Origin of the sequence: Bradyrhizobium genosp. SA-4 str. CB756, from assembly GCF_000473125.1 — a bacterium.
Lineage (GTDB): Bacteria > Pseudomonadota > Alphaproteobacteria > Rhizobiales > Xanthobacteraceae > Bradyrhizobium > Bradyrhizobium arachidis.
In genome coordinates this window covers 9,158,426-9,175,256 of record NZ_KI421499.1, presented here as the reverse complement: position 1 = coordinate 9,175,256, position 16,831 = coordinate 9,158,426, and the positions used below count along the sequence as shown (strand labels likewise).

Here is a 16,831-nt window from a genome sequence, read left to right as displayed (position 1 = left end):
CGACGACTTGCCCGCCGCACTCAATTTCTCAATGTGAGGTCGAGCCTGCGGTTGCGGCGGCGAGTCGCATGCGACGCACAAAATCAGCGACCAGCAATGAGGCTGCCGCTGGGGACGACCTGACCATGGACGACGATGCATTGGAGATGCGGCGGCGCGAGGAACTCGGGCTGATCAAGGCGTTTCTCGGCATAAGGGACCCGGGCAAAAGGCACAGAATTCTCGAGCTTGCCGAGCAGCTCGCAGATCACGCTGTGCTGGAAGCAGCAGGGCTTGTCTTCGCTTCCACCGGCGCATTGCCTGACGATGGGTCCATAGACGTCGCTGGCCAAACCGAATGAAAGCCAGACCTCTCGTTTTCAGGTATTAAATTACCTGAGACACTTTCCGCGAGATCGCGTCCTTCCAGCTCCAAAGCCGTTAAGGGATTGATCCATTGGAGGTCGAAACCGCTTTCGGGCCATGCTAAGGGCTGCGCCAATTCGCCTCCCCCTTGCCTTGCCCGGTTCCACCGGGACGATGGACCCTGAGATGACCGCGACTGCCACCTCAAATGCTGCCGGCTCCGCCGCCTGGGCGGATACGCTGCTCTTGTCGTTCGCGCAGGCCGGCTATGTCAGGGCCGAGCCCGCGATCCTGCAACCGGCCGAGCCGTTCCTCGACCTCTCCGGCGAGGACATCCGCAAGAGCCTGTACCTGACCACGGACCTCTCCGGCGAGGAGCTCTGCCTGCGGCCGGACCTCACCATTCCGGTCGCCCGCGACTACCTCGCATCTAGCCAGGCCGGCCAGCCGGCGGGGTTCAGCTATCTCGGTCCGGTGTTCCGCTACCGCAGCGGCCAGGCCAGCGAATTCCTTCAGGCCGGCATCGAATCGTTCGGTCGTCAGGACCGCGCCGCGGCCGACGCCGAGATGCTGGCGCTGGCGCTGGAGGCCACGGGGGCCTTCGGCGTCCGCGATGTCGAGATCCGCACCGGCGACGTCGCGCTGTTCAATGCGCTGCTCGACGCGCTGAACCTTTTTCCGGTCTGGCGCCGCCGCCTGGTCAAGGATTTCAACCGCAAGATCAGTCTGGAGAAAGATCTGGAGAAGCTGGCGGCCGCGGCCACCGCGACCCGCAGCGAATATGAGGGCGTGCTCGCCGCACTCGCCGGCTCCGACCGCAAGGCGGCGCTGGCCTTCGTCACCGATCTGATGTCGATCGCCGGCACCACAAATGTCGGCGGCCGCACCACGGCGGAGATCGCTGATCGTTTCCTGGAGCAATCGACGCTGAAGGGCGGCGCGCTGCCGCGCGAGGCGATCGCCGTGCTCAAGCGCTTCCTGTCGATATCAGGCAATCCGGACGACGCCATCGCCGAGCTGCGCGCGCTCACCGCGGATGCGAAGCTCGATCTGTCTGCCGCGATCGACCAGTTCGAGAGCCGGGTCGGCTTCATGGCGGCGCGCGGAATCGACGTGAAGCAGACGCGCTTCTCGACAGCGTTCGGGCGCGGCCTCGACTATTACACCGGCTTCGAATTCGAGTTGCATCACCGCGGCAACGGCGTCGAGCCGCTGGTCGCCGGCGGCCGCTATGACGGGCTGATGACCCAGCTTGGATCGGCCGAGCCGATCCCCGCCGTCGGGTTCTCGGTCTGGATCGATGCGCTGAGCCGCATCGGCCGCAAGGTGGGAGCTTAAGTCATGAGCGCGCCGTTCGTTCTGGCCGTTCCCTCCAAGGGCCGCCTTCAGGAAAACACCGAAGCGTTCTTCGCCCGCGCCGGCCTCAAGCTGTCGAAGGCCGGCGGCGCACGCGATTATCGCGGCACCATCGCAGGCCTCGACAATGTCGAGGTCGCCTATCTCTCGGCCAGCGAGATCGCCGCGCAGCTCGCCCGCGGCTTTGCGCATCTCGGCGTCACCGGCGAGGACCTGGTGCGCGAGAACATCGCGGACGCCGACAAGCGCGTGTCGCTGATCGAGGGCCTCGGCTTCGGCTATGCCGACGTCGTCGTCGCGGTGCCGCAGGCCTGGATCGACGTCCGCACCATGGCCGACCTCGACGACGTCACCACCGGCTTCCGCGAGCAGCATCACATGCGGATGCGGGTCGCGACCAAGTTCATCAACCTGACCCGCACGTTCTTCTCGCAGCATGGCATCACCGATTACCGCATCGTCGAAAGCGCGGGCGCCACCGAAGGCGCGCCGGCGGCCGGCAGCGCCGAGCTGATCGTCGACATCACCACCACGGGAGCCACGCTCGCCGCCAACGGCCTGCGGGTGCTCGACGACGGCGTGATGCTGCGCAGCCAGGCCAATCTGGTGGCGTCGAAGGACGCCGACTGGTCGTCGCAGGCGCGCGAGACCGCGCGCGTCATCCTCGACCACATCGCCGCAAGGGCGCGGGCCAACAAATACCGCGAGGTCCGCACCCGCTTCCGCCAGTGCGACGCGGCGCTGCTCGGCGAAGCCCACACCCGGTTCGGCGTCGAGGCCCCGTTCGGCGGCCCGACCTCGTCAGGCATGTTGACGCTGCACTGCCCGCCGGGCCAGCTCTATGCGGTCGCCAGCTTCCTGCGCGAGCACGGCGCCGAGACCGTCTCGGTGGTCTCGCTCGACTATGTGTTCGACCGGGAGAACCCGCTGTTCGCCAAACTCGAGGCGTTCCTGCGGCGGTGAGCCTCAGGTTCGTTCAGCGTAGCGACAGCAAACGGCAGCTACCATATGCTGTTGAGAAGACTTGATCGCCTCTGGAACCCTAATCGATGACGCTGGGCTCTGACGTTTCCGGCCTGACAACCACCCCAAGCAGCGCCGCCGCGAAGGGGCTGTCGATTGTCGTCCCCGTCTACAACGAGGCGGCGGGCCTTGCCGCCCTGCACCAGCGCATCTGCGATCTCGCCAGGACGCTGCGGCAGCGCTATCGGCTGTCCTGCGAGGTCGTCTATGTCGACGACGGCAGCGCGGATGCGACGCTGTCGATCGCCCGTTCGCTGCCGGCCGACGCGATCGACGTCCAGGTGGTGTCGCTGTCGCGCAATTTCGGCAAGGAGGCGGCGCTGATGGCCGGCCTCGACCATGCCCGGCTCGGCGCCGTGATGTTCATGGACGGCGACGGCCAGCATCCGCCGGCCCTGATCGAGCAGCTGGTGCGACACTGGATCGAAGACGGCTATGACGTCGTCTATACCGCCAAGGCGCATCGCGACAACGAAACCTTCCTGCGGCGGCTCGCCGTGCACGGCTTCTACGCCCTGATCAACTGGGGCGCGCGCCAGAAGATTCCGGAGGACGCCGGCGACTTCCGCCTGCTCTCGCCGCGCGCGGTCACGGCGCTGCGGCAGCTGCCGGAGCGCAACCGCTTCTTCAAGGGCCTCGCCAGCTGGATCGGCTTCCGCCAGATCCGCGTCGATTACGAGCCGGCGCCCCGCGCCCATGGCGTCACGACCTTCAATGCCGCGCGCCTGCTCGGTCTTTCCATCGAGGGCCTGACCTCGTTCTCGGTGGCGCCGCTGCGCTTCGCCAGCCTGCTCGGCGTCATCCTCGCCGGCATCGCCTTCCTGTTCGGCCTGTCAATCCTCTGGGAGGTGTTCACCACAGGCAAGCAGGTGCCCGGCTATCCCTCGCTCGTGGTCGGCCTGATGACGATCGGGGGCGTGCAGCTGATCATGATCGGCATCGTCGGCGAATATATCGGCAAGATCCTCTCCGAGCTGAAGGCACGCCCGATCTACTTCGTCGCCGAGCACAGCGAGAAGCATTTCGAGGCCGATGACGCCGCCAAGAGGACCGCGGCCGAATGAGCGCGGCCGCGAGTCTGCGGCGGATCTGGCTCTGCGCCGACGATTACGGCATCAGCCCGGGTGTCAACCGCGCCATCCGCGACCTGATCGAACGCGGCCGCCTCAACGCGACCTCGGTGATGGTGGTCGGCCCCGCGATCGAACGCAGCGAGGTCGAAGCGCTCCAGGCCTCCGTGAAGGCGAGCCGGCGCTGCGCTATCGGATTGCACGTGACGTTGTCGGCGCCGTTCCGGCCGCTCACCATGCACTTCCGCCCCCTCGACGGCGACATGTTCTTGCCGTTTCCAAAGCTGCTGCGCGCCGGGCTTGCACGCCGGCTCGACCGCGAATTCTTTCGCAACGAGGTGAAGGCGCAGCTGGCGGCCTTCGTGGAAGCGTTCGGCCGCGCGCCCGACTTTGTCGACGGCCACCAGCATGTGCAGCTCTTTCCGCAGGTGCGCGACGGCTTTGTCGATGCCGTCAGCGAGGGCGCGCCGAAAGCCTGGGTTCGCCAGGGCGGCCGCAACCTGCCGCTGGCCCAGCGCCTCGCCTCCCCAAAGGCCATGGTGCTCGATATCCTCAGCGCGCAATTCCGCCGCCGCGCGGGTGGCGCTCGCCTCAGCTTCAATCCGGGCTTTGCCGGCGCCTATGAGTTCACGCGCGCGGCCGATTTCGGCGCGTTGATGCGGCAATTCCTCCAAGGCCTCCCCGACGGCGGCCTCGTGATGTGCCATCCCGGTTTCGTCGATGATGTCCTCACCGGCCTCGATCCGATGACCGACGTCCGCGAGCGCGAGCACGCGTATCTTGCCAGCGATGCCTTCGCGCGCCTGCTGGCGGACAGCGGCGTCACGCTGGGGTGAACCCGGCGGAAAACAAGCCGCGGGTCAGCTTGTCGCATACTGAAATTTAATCCGGCCGGCACTGTTGGGGCCATAATGGAACCCTACATCTTGCTCGCGCTTGGTTTGCGCGAGGGAGATTGATCATGACGCCGCAGGAACGCCAGCTCGTTGACGAGCTTTTCGACCGGCTTTCGAAACTGGAAAATGCACCGCGCGATCCCGACGCGATCACCGCGATCTCCGACGGCCTGCGCAAGGCACCCGGCGCGATCTACGCCCTGGTGCAGACCACGTTGTTACAGGACGAAGCACTGAAGCGCGCCCATAACCGCATCCAGGAGCTGGAAGCGGCCCATGCGCCCGAGCAGCAGCAGTCCGGCGGCTTCCTGGACACCATGCGCGACACGCTGTTCGGCGGCAGCCAGTCGCACGGTTCCGTTCCGAACGTGCCGCCGCGTGAGCAGCGGCCGGTCTGGAACACCGGCCAAGCGATGCAGCAGACCCAGCCGGGCTACGGCCAGCCGCCGTATGGTCAGGCTTACGGACAAGGTCCGGGTCAGGGCCAAGCTCCGGGCTATGGCGCCCCGCCGGTCGGCGGTGGCGGCGGCTCGTTCCTCGGCACGGCGGCGGCAGCCGCGGCCGGCGTCGTCGGCGGCTCGCTGCTGCTCTCCAGCATCCGCGGCATGATGGGCGGCGGGCACCAGCAGGCCTTTGGCGACACCAACGCATTGGGCGATCGCAGCCCGTGGGGCGGTAGCAGCGACCAGTCCGGCGGCTCGCTCGCGCGCGATGCCGGCCTCAACGACGTCGGCTCGAACCGGGATTCTCGCCAGGATTCTCAGCAAGGCTTCTTCGACCAGGCCTCGAATGATCGCGACAACAACGACCAGAATTACGACGACGATCACGACGACGGCAACATGGACATGGCCGACGACAGCGATTTCGGCGGCGGCGACGATGGCGGCAGCGATTACGCGTGAGGCCGGTCTTCTCCCTCTCCCCGTTCTTACGGGGAGAGGGTTGGGGCGAGGGGCTCTCTCCGCAAAATGAGTGAGAGTTGGACTCGCGGAGACTCCCCCTCACCCGCATTGCATCTCCGATGCAATGCAGCCTCTCCCCGCAAGCGGGGAGAGGCGAAGCAAGAACATCACATCACCACGACCCTGGTGCCGACATTGACGCGGCCGTAGAGGTCGATCACGTCCTCGTTGCGCATGCGGATGCAGCCGGAGGAGACGTTGGTGCCGATGGTCCAGGGCTCGTTGGAGCCGTGGATGCGGTAGAGCGTCGAGCCGAGATACATCGCGCGGGCGCCGAGCGGGTTTTCCGGCCCGCCTTCCATGTGCCGGGGCAAATCGGGACGGCGTGCGATCATTTCCGCCGGCGGCGTCCAGTCCGGCCATTCGCGTTTTGCCGTGATCGACTTGACCCCCGACCAGGTGAAGCCGGGACGGCCGACGCCGATGCCGTAACGCATCGCCTTGCCGTTGCCTTCGACGAGGTAGAGGAACTTGTTCGGCGTATCGACCACGATCGTGCCGGCAGTTTCCTTGCCGCTATAGTCAACGATCTGTTTCTCGAATCTCGGATCGAACGGACGCTGCCGCGGATCGATCGCTTCCTGCTGGAGCGCGCCCTGCTGGTATCCGCCCTGCATCTGCGGCTCGCCCATCGGCGGCAGGCGGCGCTGGTCGTAATAGCCGGGCTGCTGCTGATAGACCGGCGCTTGCGGCGCGTAGGCCGGACCGCGGCCGGGACCGTCGCCGAACAGGAACTCGATGAAGCCGCCGCCCATGTTCGAATTGGAGGCTACGCGCACCGGCGCGGGGGGCACCTGCGGGGCGTAGAGCACCGCGGGCGGATCGTTCGGCACCGTGTTGTCGAAGGCGCTCGCGCTGTTCGCGCCGGCCAGGACGGAGCAAGCGCTGCCGAGCAGCGCGACAGACATTTTCTTGAACATCGACGTACTCTGTACTGTTTCGTCTAGATCATTTGCGTCTTGGAGAGCTGATGGCTGATCGCGCCCCTCGACGTGGTCAATAAAGAGCAAAAGCCGTTTTGTTTGGTAAACGGAAAGGCCGTTTCGATTCACCACGTCGTGCACGAGGCTGCAATTTGGCGATCAGCGTTTATTTTCGATGAATGCCGCGCGCGCATGGTTAATCGCGTCTTTGCGCGCCGCCGCGCGCGTCTGCAAACACAGTTCCGGCTGTGAACTTCGTGTTAAATCGCTTCTGCCTACAAAGACGCGTGAGTGAGGTGGGGGGAGTATCCTGATGGCTGTTCACCGCAAACGTTTTCGCGTCGAAGATATCGTCGGTGGCGAGATGCCGATTCTTGACGTAACCGAAGAGGCAGGCCCGATGCATAGCGAGATCATGGCGGAGTTGCGTGCGATCCGCGCACAGATGGCCAAGGGCGTTGTGGCTGCCCCGCTGTCCGGCAGCGCGGCCATGGCGGCGATCGACGCGTCCACGGCCCACGAGCTTTCCGAAGCCCGCACCATGCTCGAGACCTACCGCGCGCAGATCGAGCAGTGCGAGAAGCTGAAGGTCGAGCTCGACCTGATCCACGACGCCATCGACCGCACCAAGCGCGAGATCGCGACGCTGCACGGCAAGAGCTTCGACGGCGGCGAGATGGCCAAGGTCAATGGCGAGCTCGGCGCGGTCGTCGGCGGCACCGAGCAGGCGACCCAGCAGATCCTCGAAGCCGCGGAATCGATCGACCAGGCCGCCAGCGCGATGTCCAAGGTGGACTCGGCCGACCAGCAGAAGCGCCTCGCCGACGACATCCAGGAACGCGTCATCTCGATCTTCGAAGCCTGCAACTTCCAGGACCTGACCGGCCAGCGCATCAGCAAGGTCATGACCACGATGAAGTTCATCGAGCAGCACATCAATGCGATGATGGAGATCTGGGGCGGCGTCGACGCGATCAAGGCCCATGTGCCGGCGCCGGTCGACCAGCGCAGCGACGACGAGAAGCTCCTCAACGGCCCGAAGCTCGCCGGCGACGTCGGCCACGCCTCGCAGGACGACATCGACGCGCTGTTCGACTGAGCGCACCAGATACGGATAAAGCAAAACGCCGGCCCTGGGGCCGGCGTTTTTGTTTTTTGGGGATTTATCTCACGCTGTCATTCCGGGGCGGTCCGCAGGACCGAACCCGGAATCTCGAGATTCTCAGGTGCGCAAGCGCGCACCATAGTTCACGCTTCGCGTGCCCCTGAACGACAGAGGAATGATCACGCCCGCGGCGCGCAGCGGACGTAGACCATGTTGCCGTAGCGGGTGGCGGCGTCCTTGTCGATGAAGCGGGTGATCAGGACGCGGCCGTCGAAGGAGACGATCTCACGGTCCTGCTCGCCGGGGGTCGGGCCGGCCGGTCCGATATAGTTCTTGCCGCTGGGCGAGCCCTTCAGCCGCAGCTCCTGCGGGGTCGCCTGGTCGGCGAGATGCATGATCACGCCGCCGGAGGAGCCGGCGGTGATCACGTAGGGATTCTTGCACTGGGCCCTCGCCGCGGCCTCGGTGCGGGCGCGGTCGGCCGGGTTCTGGAACGAGGCGAGACCCCAGCGGCCGACGATCTCGTCGGCACGGATGCTCGCCGGCATTTCAGGACCGGTGCCGGGCTCGGCCTCGGGTGCCGGCTGGGAGGACGAGAAGGACGGTAGGCTCATGCCGCCGCCGCAGGCGCCAAGCAGCAACGCCAGGCCAGAGGCAGCGGCCAGATTGGCGACCGTGCGCGCGCGAGCTGAATTGATCATGGCATTCCCCCGAACAAGACCATGGCCGCACCCCTCCCGCAGCCAAGCGCAAAACTGCCGCCGGAGCAATGACGTCGTTTAATACGCCGGCGCCCCGACCAAGTTTCCAATGCCACCATCCTATATCCGCCTCACCAATCGCTTAACCACCTTTGCTTGACAGGATCGCGGCCAAGCCATATTCCCGGGCCACTCTTAGCACTCGGAAAGCCCGATTGCTAAGCGCTCCGTTCGATCCTCGGGAAGAGGAGGAACGGCAGCGCCGCCCCACCGACTTCACTACTTCCGAAGCGAGCCTCCAAAGGGAAACGTCATGGCTAAATCCAAATTTCGTCCGCTGCATGACCGTGTCGTGGTCAAACGTATCGACGCCGAGGAAAAGACCAAGGGCGGCATCATCATCCCGGACACCGCCAAGGAAAAGCCGTCCCAGGGCGAGGTGGTCGCCGTCGGCCCCGGCGGCCGCGACGAGACCGGCAAGCTGATTCCGATCGACCTCAAGGCGGGTGACCGCGTGCTGTTCGGCAAGTGGTCGGGCACCGAGGTCAAGATCGACAACGAAGAGCTCCTGATCATGAAGGAGTCGGACATCATGGGCGTGCTGGCCTAAGGCCATCCGCCTGAACGGCCGCTGAATACTCCATCGTCATGCCCGGGCAGAAGCGCGAAGCGCGTCTTCGCGCTAGACGACCCGGGCATCCATCATTCTTCGTACGAGGATGGATTGCCGGGTCAAGCCCGGCAATGACGAAGAGAGCGCCGCACCGCACGAAACAAGACACATCACGCAACACGAGGGATTGCAGACCATGGCTGCCAAGGACGTCAAGTTTTCCGGAGACGCGCGCGACCGCATGCTGCGCGGCGTCGATATTCTCGCCAACGCCGTCAAGGTGACGCTCGGCCCGAAGGGCCGCAACGTCGTCATCGAGAAGAGCTTCGGCGCGCCGCGCATCACCAAGGACGGCGTCACCGTCGCCAAGGAGATCGAGCTCGAGGACAAGTTCGAGAACATGGGCGCCCAGATGGTGCGTGAGGTCGCCTCCAAGACCAACGACCTCGCCGGCGACGGCACCACCACCGCGACCGTGCTGGCCCAGGCGATCGTGCGCGAAGGCGCCAAGGCGGTTGCCGCCGGCATGAACCCGATGGACCTCAAGCGCGGCATCGACAGCGCCGTCCAGGCCGTGGTCAAGGACATCGAGAAGCGCGCCAAGCCCGTCGCCGCCTCCTCCGAGGTCGCCCAGGTCGGCACCATCTCGGCCAATGGCGATGCCGCCATCGGCAAGATGATCGCCCAGGCGATGCAGAAGGTCGGCAACGAGGGTGTCATCACCGTCGAGGAGAACAAATCGCTCGACACCGAGGTGGACATCGTCGAGGGCATGAAGTTCGACCGCGGCTATCTCAGCCCCTACTTCGTCACCAATGCCGAGAAGATGACCGCCGAGCTCGAGGACGCCTACATCCTCCTGCACGAGAAGAAGCTGTCGGGCCTGCAGGCCATGCTGCCGGTGCTGGAAGCCGTGGTGCAGTCGGGCAAGCCGCTGGTGATCATCGCCGAGGACGTCGAGGGCGAGGCGCTGGCGACCCTGGTCGTCAACCGTCTCCGTGGCGGCCTCAAGGTCGCTGCCGTCAAGGCGCCGGGCTTCGGTGACCGCCGCAAGGCCATGCTGGAGGACATCGCCATCCTCACCGGCGGCCAGCTGATCTCGGAAGAGCTCGGCATCAAGCTCGAGAACGTCACGGTGAAGATGCTCGGCCGCGCCAAGAAGGTCGTGATCGACAAGGAGAACACCACGATCGTCAACGGCGCCGGCAAGAAGCCCGACATCGAGGCCCGCGTCGGCCAGATCAAGGCCCAGATCGAGGAGACAACCTCGGACTACGACCGTGAGAAGCTCCAGGAACGCCTTGCCAAGCTCGCCGGCGGCGTCGCGGTGATCCGCGTCGGTGGCGCCACCGAGATCGAGGTCAAGGAGAAGAAGGACCGCGTCGAGGACGCGCTCAACGCCACCCGCGCCGCGGTGCAGGAAGGCATCGTCCCCGGCGGCGGCGTCGCGCTGCTCCGCGCCAAGAAGGCGGTGGGCCGTCTCACCAACGCCAATGCGGACGTCCAGGCCGGCATCAACATCGTGCTGAAGGCGCTGGAAGCTCCGATCCGCCAGATCTCCGAGAACGCGGGCGTGGAAGGCTCGATCGTGGTCGGCAAGATCCTGGAGAACAAGTCCGAGACCTTCGGCTTCGACGCCCAGAACGAGGACTATGTCGACATGGTCGAGAAGGGCATCATCGATCCCGCCAAGGTGGTCCGCACCGCGCTGCAGGACGCCTCCTCCGTCGCCGGCCTGCTGGTGACCACCGAGGCCATGGTCGCCGAAATGCCGAAGAAGGAAGCTCCGCCCGCGATGCCCGCCGGCGGCGGCATGGGCGGCTTCTAAGCCCATCCTTCATTACAGCGTTACGAAGGCCGCCTCCGGGCGGCCTTCTTTTTTGCCGATCCTCTCCCTGACGCTTTGCAATTCAACCGACGGCCAAAACCAACTACGGTGGCGGCCGATTCTGTTCCTTCGAGGATTTCGGCGATGCGCGCGCTTCTGGTTTGCCCGACGATGATCTTGGCGGCTCTGCTCGCCGCCTCGCCCGAGGTCGCATCCGCCCAGATGAAACTGTCGCCGAAGGCCGCCGCGCCGGGCGGAACCGAGACGCGCTATTTCACCTCGATCGACGGGCTGATGGACGGCAATGCCGACGTGGTGCTGAAGGAAACGCGCCAGGGCAAGACGGTCACCGCGGCCGTGCTGGACGTCTGCTATCCCGTCGCGAAGAATTCCGACCGCAAGGACCGCTTCGTCGTCAATCTCCAGGTCGCCGGCCAGAACCTGACGGGCACGACGCAGAGCCTCGGCGAGAAATCGCCGGTCAGCGTCAAGCTGCTGCGCAAGCCGACCGGCGACACGTTCGAATTCCGCGGCCAGATTTCGATTGGCCAGGCCGTGACCGAGGTGACCTCGCCGGACAATTCCGATCTCAGCGAGAAGGAGTTTCTGGACAACCAGACCTCCGACGACGGCATCACGCCGCAGCCGAAGGACTTCACCGACGTCTCGCCGGAGGCGATCGCGGTCAAGGTCAAGCTGGATGCGGCGACCGAGTTCCTGAAGAGCCTGAAGGGCCAGGACATCGAGGTGACGCTGGCAAGCCTCTCGGTCGGCTGCGACGCGCTGCGCGCCGGCGAGCAGACCATCAACATGTCGGTCGATCCGGAGCGCGCGGCCGCGCTGCTGTCAAAGTTCAAGGCAATGCCCGGCGTCACCGCGGCCGGCTGGACCGCGGGGATGACCGAGATGGACCGCACCATCCGCATTCCCGCCGCCGACTGGCGCGATGGCGACAAGGTCAACCGCGACAAGCTCGCTTCGGCCCTCGCCGGCGTGCTGAGCAGGACGCTCGCGGCCAAGCCGGTGTCGCACAATTTCAACCCGGCCACCGGCAAGCTCAAGCTGGTCTTCAAGCGGCCGAACCAGGATTTCCCGGCGCTCGAGCTCACCGACACGATCGAGGTCGCAGGCCTGATCTCGCCCGACAAGCCGGGCGCCACCGACAAGCTGATGCTGTGGATCGGCAGCCCCTCGACCACCACCGCCGACGAGAGCAGCGGCGCCAAGCTCAATCTGTCGGATGACGCTTCCGCCGACGAGGAAGGCGATCAGCCCGACGACAACGGCTCGATCGAGGCGCTCGCCAAGGAGCTGAAGGGCCAGCGGTGGGACGCGGACAAGTCGGTGTGGAAGTGACGAAGTCATTCCGGGGCGCGCAAAGCGCGAACCCGGAATCTGGAGATTGTAGCGCGAGATTCCGGGTTCGACGCTGACGCGTCGCCCCGGAATGACCTGACGGTCAATTCCCGTTGGCGCGAAAGCGCAGCGGCTTCGGGCCGATCAGGGTCAGCACGTCGCCCTGGCGCTTCCAGGTTTCGACGCTGCCGAGCGCCGCGACGAGGTCGTCGTCGGCCTGGGCCTTGGCCGGCGGACAGGAGCGATCCTGGATCTGGCCGGGCACGAAGATCACGGTGTTGCCGGCGACCGAGAACTGGCCCTTGCCGCCCTTGCACCAGAGCTCCAGCACGACCTCGCCATTGTCGCCGATCTCGATGTTGGGAATCCGCTTCGAGCCGGCTTGCGGCAGCGCCTCCAGCGTCAGCTCGGTGCCGAACGGAAACCCCTCCTCGGCGCGCGCGAGGCTAGACATCGCGAGCATTGCAACCGCCGCACACACCAGCTGCTTGAACGAAACCATGACACCTCTCGACCGACCTGATTTGCGGCACCTTCTATAAGACGGCGGCGCCATTGAGAAGGTTCGCCCACACTAAAGCGCGATGAGATAGGGAAGAATCGTCATCTCGCTTTGGATTGTTGCTTGAGCATGATCTTTCGGAAAACCGCTGCGCACTTTTCCGGATCACGCTTCAGATGCAAAAATCCCCGCGGGGGGCGAACCCCGCGGGGATTTGCAGCGAAGCCGATGTCGCTACTTCAGGACCATTGCCGTGAACGGCCAGACATAGGCCTGCAGCGTCACCAGCACACCGACGAGGCAGGCCAGCACGATCGAGTGCCAGAACACGAAGCGCAGGATCGTGCCTTCGTGGCCGTACCAGTTGGTGGCGGTGGAGGCGACGACGATCGACTGCGCGTCGATCATCTTGCCCATGACGCCGCCGGACGAGTTCGCCGCCGCCATCAGCACCGGCGACAGGCCGAGCTGCTCGGAGGTGATCCTCTGGAGATTGCCGAACAGCACGTTGGAGGCGGTGTCCGATCCCGTCAGCGCCACGCCGAGCCAGCCGAGCAGCGTGCCGAAGAAGGGATAGAGCACGCCGGTCGCGGCGAAGGCGAGACCGAGCGTGGCGTCGACGCCGGACAGACGCGTCAGCGTGCCGATTGCGAGCATCGCCGAGATCGTGATCAGCGAGATCGCGCAGAGCCGGATGGTGCGACCGTACTCGGTCAGGAGCCGGCCGGGGCCGACGCCCATCAGGAAGCCGGAGATGATTGCCGCGATCAGCATGCCGGTGCCGGTGAAGGAGAGATAGGTGAAGCCGAACACGGCGGCCTCCGGCGTCGGCTTGGCCGCCACCGGCGGCACCTTGTTGATCATCTGGTGCAACTCGGGAACGGGATAGTTCCAGACGAAGATCGAGTTCGCCCAGGTCTTGAAGGCGCCGTTGCCCCAGATCAGCATTACGACGCAGACGATGATCCACGGCAGCAGTGCGCTGAAGAGCTCGCTCTGCGTCAGCGGCGTCTTGTCGAGCGGTCTCGCCGCCGCCATGGTGGCGGCCGATTCATCGTGGCCGCGCAGGGCCGGCGACAGCCAGAGCTGCCGCGGCTGCCACACGCGCAGGAACAGGATCAGCGCGCCCATCGAGATCAGCGATGCGCCGATGTCGACGATCCAGGGATTGATGAAGTTCGAGATCACGAATTGCGGGATCGCGAACGACACGCCGGTGACCAGGATCGCCGGCCAGACGTCCTTCATGCCTTTCCAGCCCGCGAACGCCCACACCACCCAGAACGGCACGATCAGCGAGAAGAACGGCAGTTGGCGGCCGACCATCGCGCCGAGGATGTAGGGATCGAGTCCGGTCACCGAGGCAAGGCCCTGGATCGGCGTGCCGAGCGCGCCGTAAGCCACCGGCGCGGTGTTGGCGATCAGCGACAGGCCGGATGCGGCGAGCGGCGAGAAGCCGAGGCCGATCAGGACGGCGCCGGTGATCGCGACCGGGGTGCCGAAGCCCGAAGCGCCCTCGAAGAAGGCACCGAACGAGAATGCGATCAGCAGCAATTGCAGCCGCCGGTCCTCGGTGACGCCGCCGACCGCGCGCTTGAGCAGCTCGAAGCGCCCGGTGGAGACCGTCACCTGGTAGAGGAAGATGACGTTGAGGACGATCCAGCCGATTGGGAAGAAGCCGGTCACGATGCCAAGGATCGAGGCCCGGATCGACATGTTCGCCGGCATGGTGAAGACGAAGATCGTGATCAGGTTGGTCACGATCACGGCGATGACGGCCGCGATATGCGCCTGGACGCGGCCGCTCGCGATCAGGACCAGCAGCGTGACGACGGGCACCGCCGCGGCGATCGTCGACAGCACCGGGCTGTGCAGCGGATCATAGATTTGATTCCACATGGTCTTCCTCCCCCACGCATGTGTTGCGGCAGGCGGCCTTGCGTGGACGGCCAAACCCGCTTGACGCTGGAAAGATAACCCCTGAGCAGGACGCGAATTCCTCGCGAAGTGCGGCGGTTCCCGTCCGCTCACAAGCTCGCGAAATCCTGGAGGCCCCCACCCCGCGCCGTTAAAGCCCATGCTAAGGTTGCGAGCCGCGACAAGCCAACGCAAATTGCAGAACTTGCGACTTTAGTCTAAGCGCAGCCAAATTCCGCATGGCCGCAGCCATTTGACTCCCGGCACTTGTGCACACCCCCCTCGAGGAGATCCTGCTCTGTGAAGAACATCAGCGCCACGCTCGCGGTCGTCTGGCGAATCGCCGGTCCGTATTTCCGATCGGAAGACAAATGGGCCGGCCGCGGCCTGCTCGGCGTCGTCATCGCGATGGAGCTGACGCTGGTGGCGATCAACGTGCTGCTCAATCAATGGCAGAACCGGTTCTACAGCGCACTCCAGGCCTACGATCTCAACGAGTTCGTCATGGAGGTCTGGATCTTCATCGGCCTTGCTTTCACCTACGTCGCAGTGGCCGTCTACAAGCTTTACCTGAACCAATGGCTCCAGATCCGCTGGCGGCGATGGCTGACGCAACACTATCTCGGCGAATGGCTCGAAGGCGCCACGCATTACCGCATGCAGCTCAAGGGCGACCCGGCCGACAACCCGGACCAGCGTATCACCGAGGACGTCAAGAACTTCGTTGAGCAAACGCTCGTCCTTGGCCTCGGTCTGCTGTCCTCGATCGTGACGCTGGCCTCGTTCGTCGTCATCCTCTGGGGTCTGTCCAACAAGGCCCCCCTGCACATCTACGGCACAGATATCGTCATCCCGGGTTTTCTGGTCTGGTGCGCGATGGTCTACGCGATCCTCGGGACGGGACTGACGCACTGGATCGGCGCTCCGCTCATCAACCTCAATTTCGAGCAGCAGCGCTATGAGGCCGACTTCCGCTTCAACCTGATCCGCGTGCGCGAAAATTCCGAGCAGATCGCGCTGTTGAAGGGTGAGAGCGCCGAGCGAGGCCATCTGCTGCACCGCTTCGGCTCCGTCATCGCCAACTGGTACGCGATCATGAGCCGGACCAAGCGCCTCACCGCCTTCACGGCGAGCTATGGTCAGGCAGCAACAATCTTTCCCTACGTCGTGGTCGCTCCGGCCTACTTCGCGAAACGCATCCAGCTCGGCGACATGATGCAGACCGGCTCGGCCTTCGGCAGCGTGCAGGATGCGCTGTCCTTCTTCGTCACGGCCTACCGCTCGCTCGCCGAATGGCGCGCCATCGTCGCCCGTCTCGACGGCTTCGAGATGTCGGTCAGCTCCGCCGCTACCATCGCCGCGCGCGAGCCGACCATCGGCGTTGCGCGGTCGAACGGCAAGGCGATCACCCTTGCGCAGTTGCTGGTGGAGCTGCCGAACGGCGAGCCGCTGGTCAGCGCCGATGCCTTCACGGTCGAGCCGGCGGAGCGGGTGCTGGTGAGTGGGCCATCCGGCGCCGGCAAGTCGACATTGTTCCGGGCGATCGCCGGCATCTGGCCATTCGGCACCGGGAGCATCGCCATTCCCGAAAAAGCCAGGCTGATGATGCTGCCGCAGCGGCCGTATTTTCCGATCGGCCCGCTCGGCGACGCTGTCATTTACCCCGCCGAGCACGGCACGGTTGCGCCCGAGAAGATCGCGGAGGCGCTCAACGCGGTCGGCATGCCGCGGCTGGCGAAACGGCTGGACGAGGACGGTCACTGGAACCGGATCCTGTCGCTCGGCGAGCAGCAGCGACTGGGGCTGGCCCGCGCGCTGCTGCATGCGCCGGACTATCTGTTCCTGGACGAGGCCACGGCGTCGCTCGACGAGCCCTCCGAGGGCCGGCTGTACCGGCTGCTCGCGGAGAGGCTGCCGCAGGCCACCATCGTCTCGATCGGCCACCGCTCGACGCTGGATGCCTTCCACACCCGCAAGGTGATGATGGTGAAGGACGGCGATATCCACGTCCTCGGCAAGGGCGGCGAGGCGGCCCAGGCGGAGACCACCGCGGCGCGCTGAGGTGGCCCCAGACAATCCCGAGGCTACGCAACCTCGACAGGACTTCGTTGCAGCCATCCTTCGAGACGCCCGCCTCCGGCGGGCTCCTCAGGATGAGGTCTGTCCTCGCGGCAAGATCCAGACCCTCATGGTGAGGAGCGCCGCCCTGCGGCGCGTCTCGAACCATGCAG

General features: G+C 65.4%; 15 protein-coding genes. 11 read left to right on the top strand and 4 right to left on the bottom strand.

What is annotated here, in order from left to right; all coding sequences use genetic code 11:
* The first annotated feature begins 125 nt into the window (after nucleotides 1-125).
* The 6 genes from BRAGE_RS51220 to BRAGE_RS0144240 all read left to right on the top strand — a co-directional run bounded on the left by BRAGE_RS51220 (nucleotide 126) and on the right by BRAGE_RS0144240 (nucleotide 5,595).
* A complete protein-coding gene (locus BRAGE_RS51220) occupies nucleotides 126-341 on the top strand; it encodes a hypothetical protein (RefSeq protein WP_231164146.1) in 216 nt (71 codons plus the stop codon).
* Between the two features lie 190 nt (nucleotides 342-531).
* Nucleotides 532-1,683, top strand: coding sequence for an ATP phosphoribosyltransferase regulatory subunit (locus BRAGE_RS0144260; RefSeq protein WP_028146508.1), 1,152 nt, complete (start codon nucleotides 532-534; stop codon nucleotides 1,681-1,683).
* A 3-nt stretch (nucleotides 1,684-1,686) separates the two neighbouring features.
* Nucleotides 1,687-2,664, top strand: coding sequence for an ATP phosphoribosyltransferase (gene hisG / locus BRAGE_RS0144255; RefSeq protein WP_027563099.1), 978 nt, complete (start codon nucleotides 1,687-1,689; stop codon nucleotides 2,662-2,664).
* 86 nt (nucleotides 2,665-2,750) lie between these two features.
* The gene (locus tag BRAGE_RS0144250) at nucleotides 2,751-3,788 is read left to right on the top strand and encodes a glycosyltransferase family 2 protein (RefSeq protein WP_027563100.1); all 1,038 of its coding nucleotides are present in this window, start codon (nucleotides 2,751-2,753) and stop codon (nucleotides 3,786-3,788) included.
* Entirely contained in the window at nucleotides 3,785-4,630 is an 846-nt protein-coding gene (locus BRAGE_RS0144245) for a ChbG/HpnK family deacetylase (protein ID WP_027563101.1), read from the top strand. Before BRAGE_RS0144250 ends, BRAGE_RS0144245 begins: the two co-directional genes overlap by 4 nt.
* A 125-nt stretch (nucleotides 4,631-4,755) precedes the next feature.
* Nucleotides 4,756-5,595 carry a DUF2076 domain-containing protein gene (locus tag BRAGE_RS0144240; protein ID WP_027563102.1) on the top strand — a complete coding sequence of 280 codons (840 nt, stop codon included), beginning with the start codon at nucleotides 4,756-4,758 and terminating at the stop codon, nucleotides 5,593-5,595.
* Between the two features lie 167 nt (nucleotides 5,596-5,762).
* Here BRAGE_RS0144240 and BRAGE_RS0144235 read toward each other — a convergent pair whose 3' ends face one another.
* On the bottom strand, nucleotides 5,763-6,575 hold the full coding sequence (locus tag BRAGE_RS0144235; protein ID WP_027563103.1) for a L,D-transpeptidase family protein: 813 nt from the start codon (nucleotides 6,573-6,575) through the stop codon (nucleotides 5,763-5,765).
* Between the two features lie 316 nt (nucleotides 6,576-6,891).
* Between BRAGE_RS0144235 and BRAGE_RS0144230 the strand changes: the two genes are divergently transcribed.
* Nucleotides 6,892-7,677 (top strand): protein phosphatase CheZ, encoded by a 786-nt coding sequence (locus tag BRAGE_RS0144230; protein WP_027563104.1) that lies wholly within the window; start codon nucleotides 6,892-6,894, stop codon nucleotides 7,675-7,677.
* 185 nt (nucleotides 7,678-7,862) lie between these two features.
* Here BRAGE_RS0144230 and BRAGE_RS0144225 read toward each other — a convergent pair whose 3' ends face one another.
* The gene (locus tag BRAGE_RS0144225) at nucleotides 7,863-8,384 is read right to left on the bottom strand and encodes a hypothetical protein (RefSeq protein WP_027563105.1); all 522 of its coding nucleotides are present in this window, start codon (nucleotides 8,382-8,384) and stop codon (nucleotides 7,863-7,865) included.
* 313 nt (nucleotides 8,385-8,697) lie between these two features.
* On the opposite strand from BRAGE_RS0144225, the gene BRAGE_RS0144220 reads away from it, so the two are divergent.
* From BRAGE_RS0144220 to BRAGE_RS0144210, 3 genes are all read left to right on the top strand, one after another.
* Nucleotides 8,698-8,994, top strand: a complete 297-nt coding sequence (locus tag BRAGE_RS0144220) for a co-chaperone GroES (RefSeq protein WP_027546050.1) — start codon at nucleotides 8,698-8,700, stop codon at nucleotides 8,992-8,994.
* A gap of 199 nt (nucleotides 8,995-9,193) precedes the next feature.
* A complete protein-coding gene (groL, locus tag BRAGE_RS0144215) occupies nucleotides 9,194-10,825 on the top strand; it encodes a chaperonin GroEL (RefSeq protein WP_027563106.1) in 1,632 nt (543 codons plus the stop codon).
* A gap of 144 nt (nucleotides 10,826-10,969) precedes the next feature.
* Nucleotides 10,970-12,181, top strand: a complete 1,212-nt coding sequence (locus BRAGE_RS0144210; protein WP_027563107.1) for a hypothetical protein — start codon at nucleotides 10,970-10,972, stop codon at nucleotides 12,179-12,181.
* A gap of 103 nt (nucleotides 12,182-12,284) precedes the next feature.
* Here BRAGE_RS0144210 and BRAGE_RS0144205 read toward each other — a convergent pair whose 3' ends face one another.
* Entirely contained in the window at nucleotides 12,285-12,683 is a 399-nt protein-coding gene (locus tag BRAGE_RS0144205; protein WP_027563108.1) for an META domain-containing protein, read from the bottom strand.
* A 234-nt stretch (nucleotides 12,684-12,917) separates the two neighbouring features.
* Nucleotides 12,918-14,582: an L-lactate permease gene (locus BRAGE_RS0144200; protein ID WP_027563109.1), complete on the bottom strand. Its 1,665-nt coding sequence runs from the start codon at nucleotides 14,580-14,582 to the stop codon at nucleotides 12,918-12,920.
* A 318-nt stretch (nucleotides 14,583-14,900) separates the two neighbouring features.
* Between BRAGE_RS0144200 and BRAGE_RS0144195 the strand changes: the two genes are divergently transcribed.
* Nucleotides 14,901-16,661: an ABC transporter ATP-binding protein/permease gene (locus BRAGE_RS0144195; RefSeq protein ID WP_027563110.1), complete on the top strand. Its 1,761-nt coding sequence runs from the start codon at nucleotides 14,901-14,903 to the stop codon at nucleotides 16,659-16,661.
* Nucleotides 16,662-16,831: the final 170 nt, after the last annotated feature.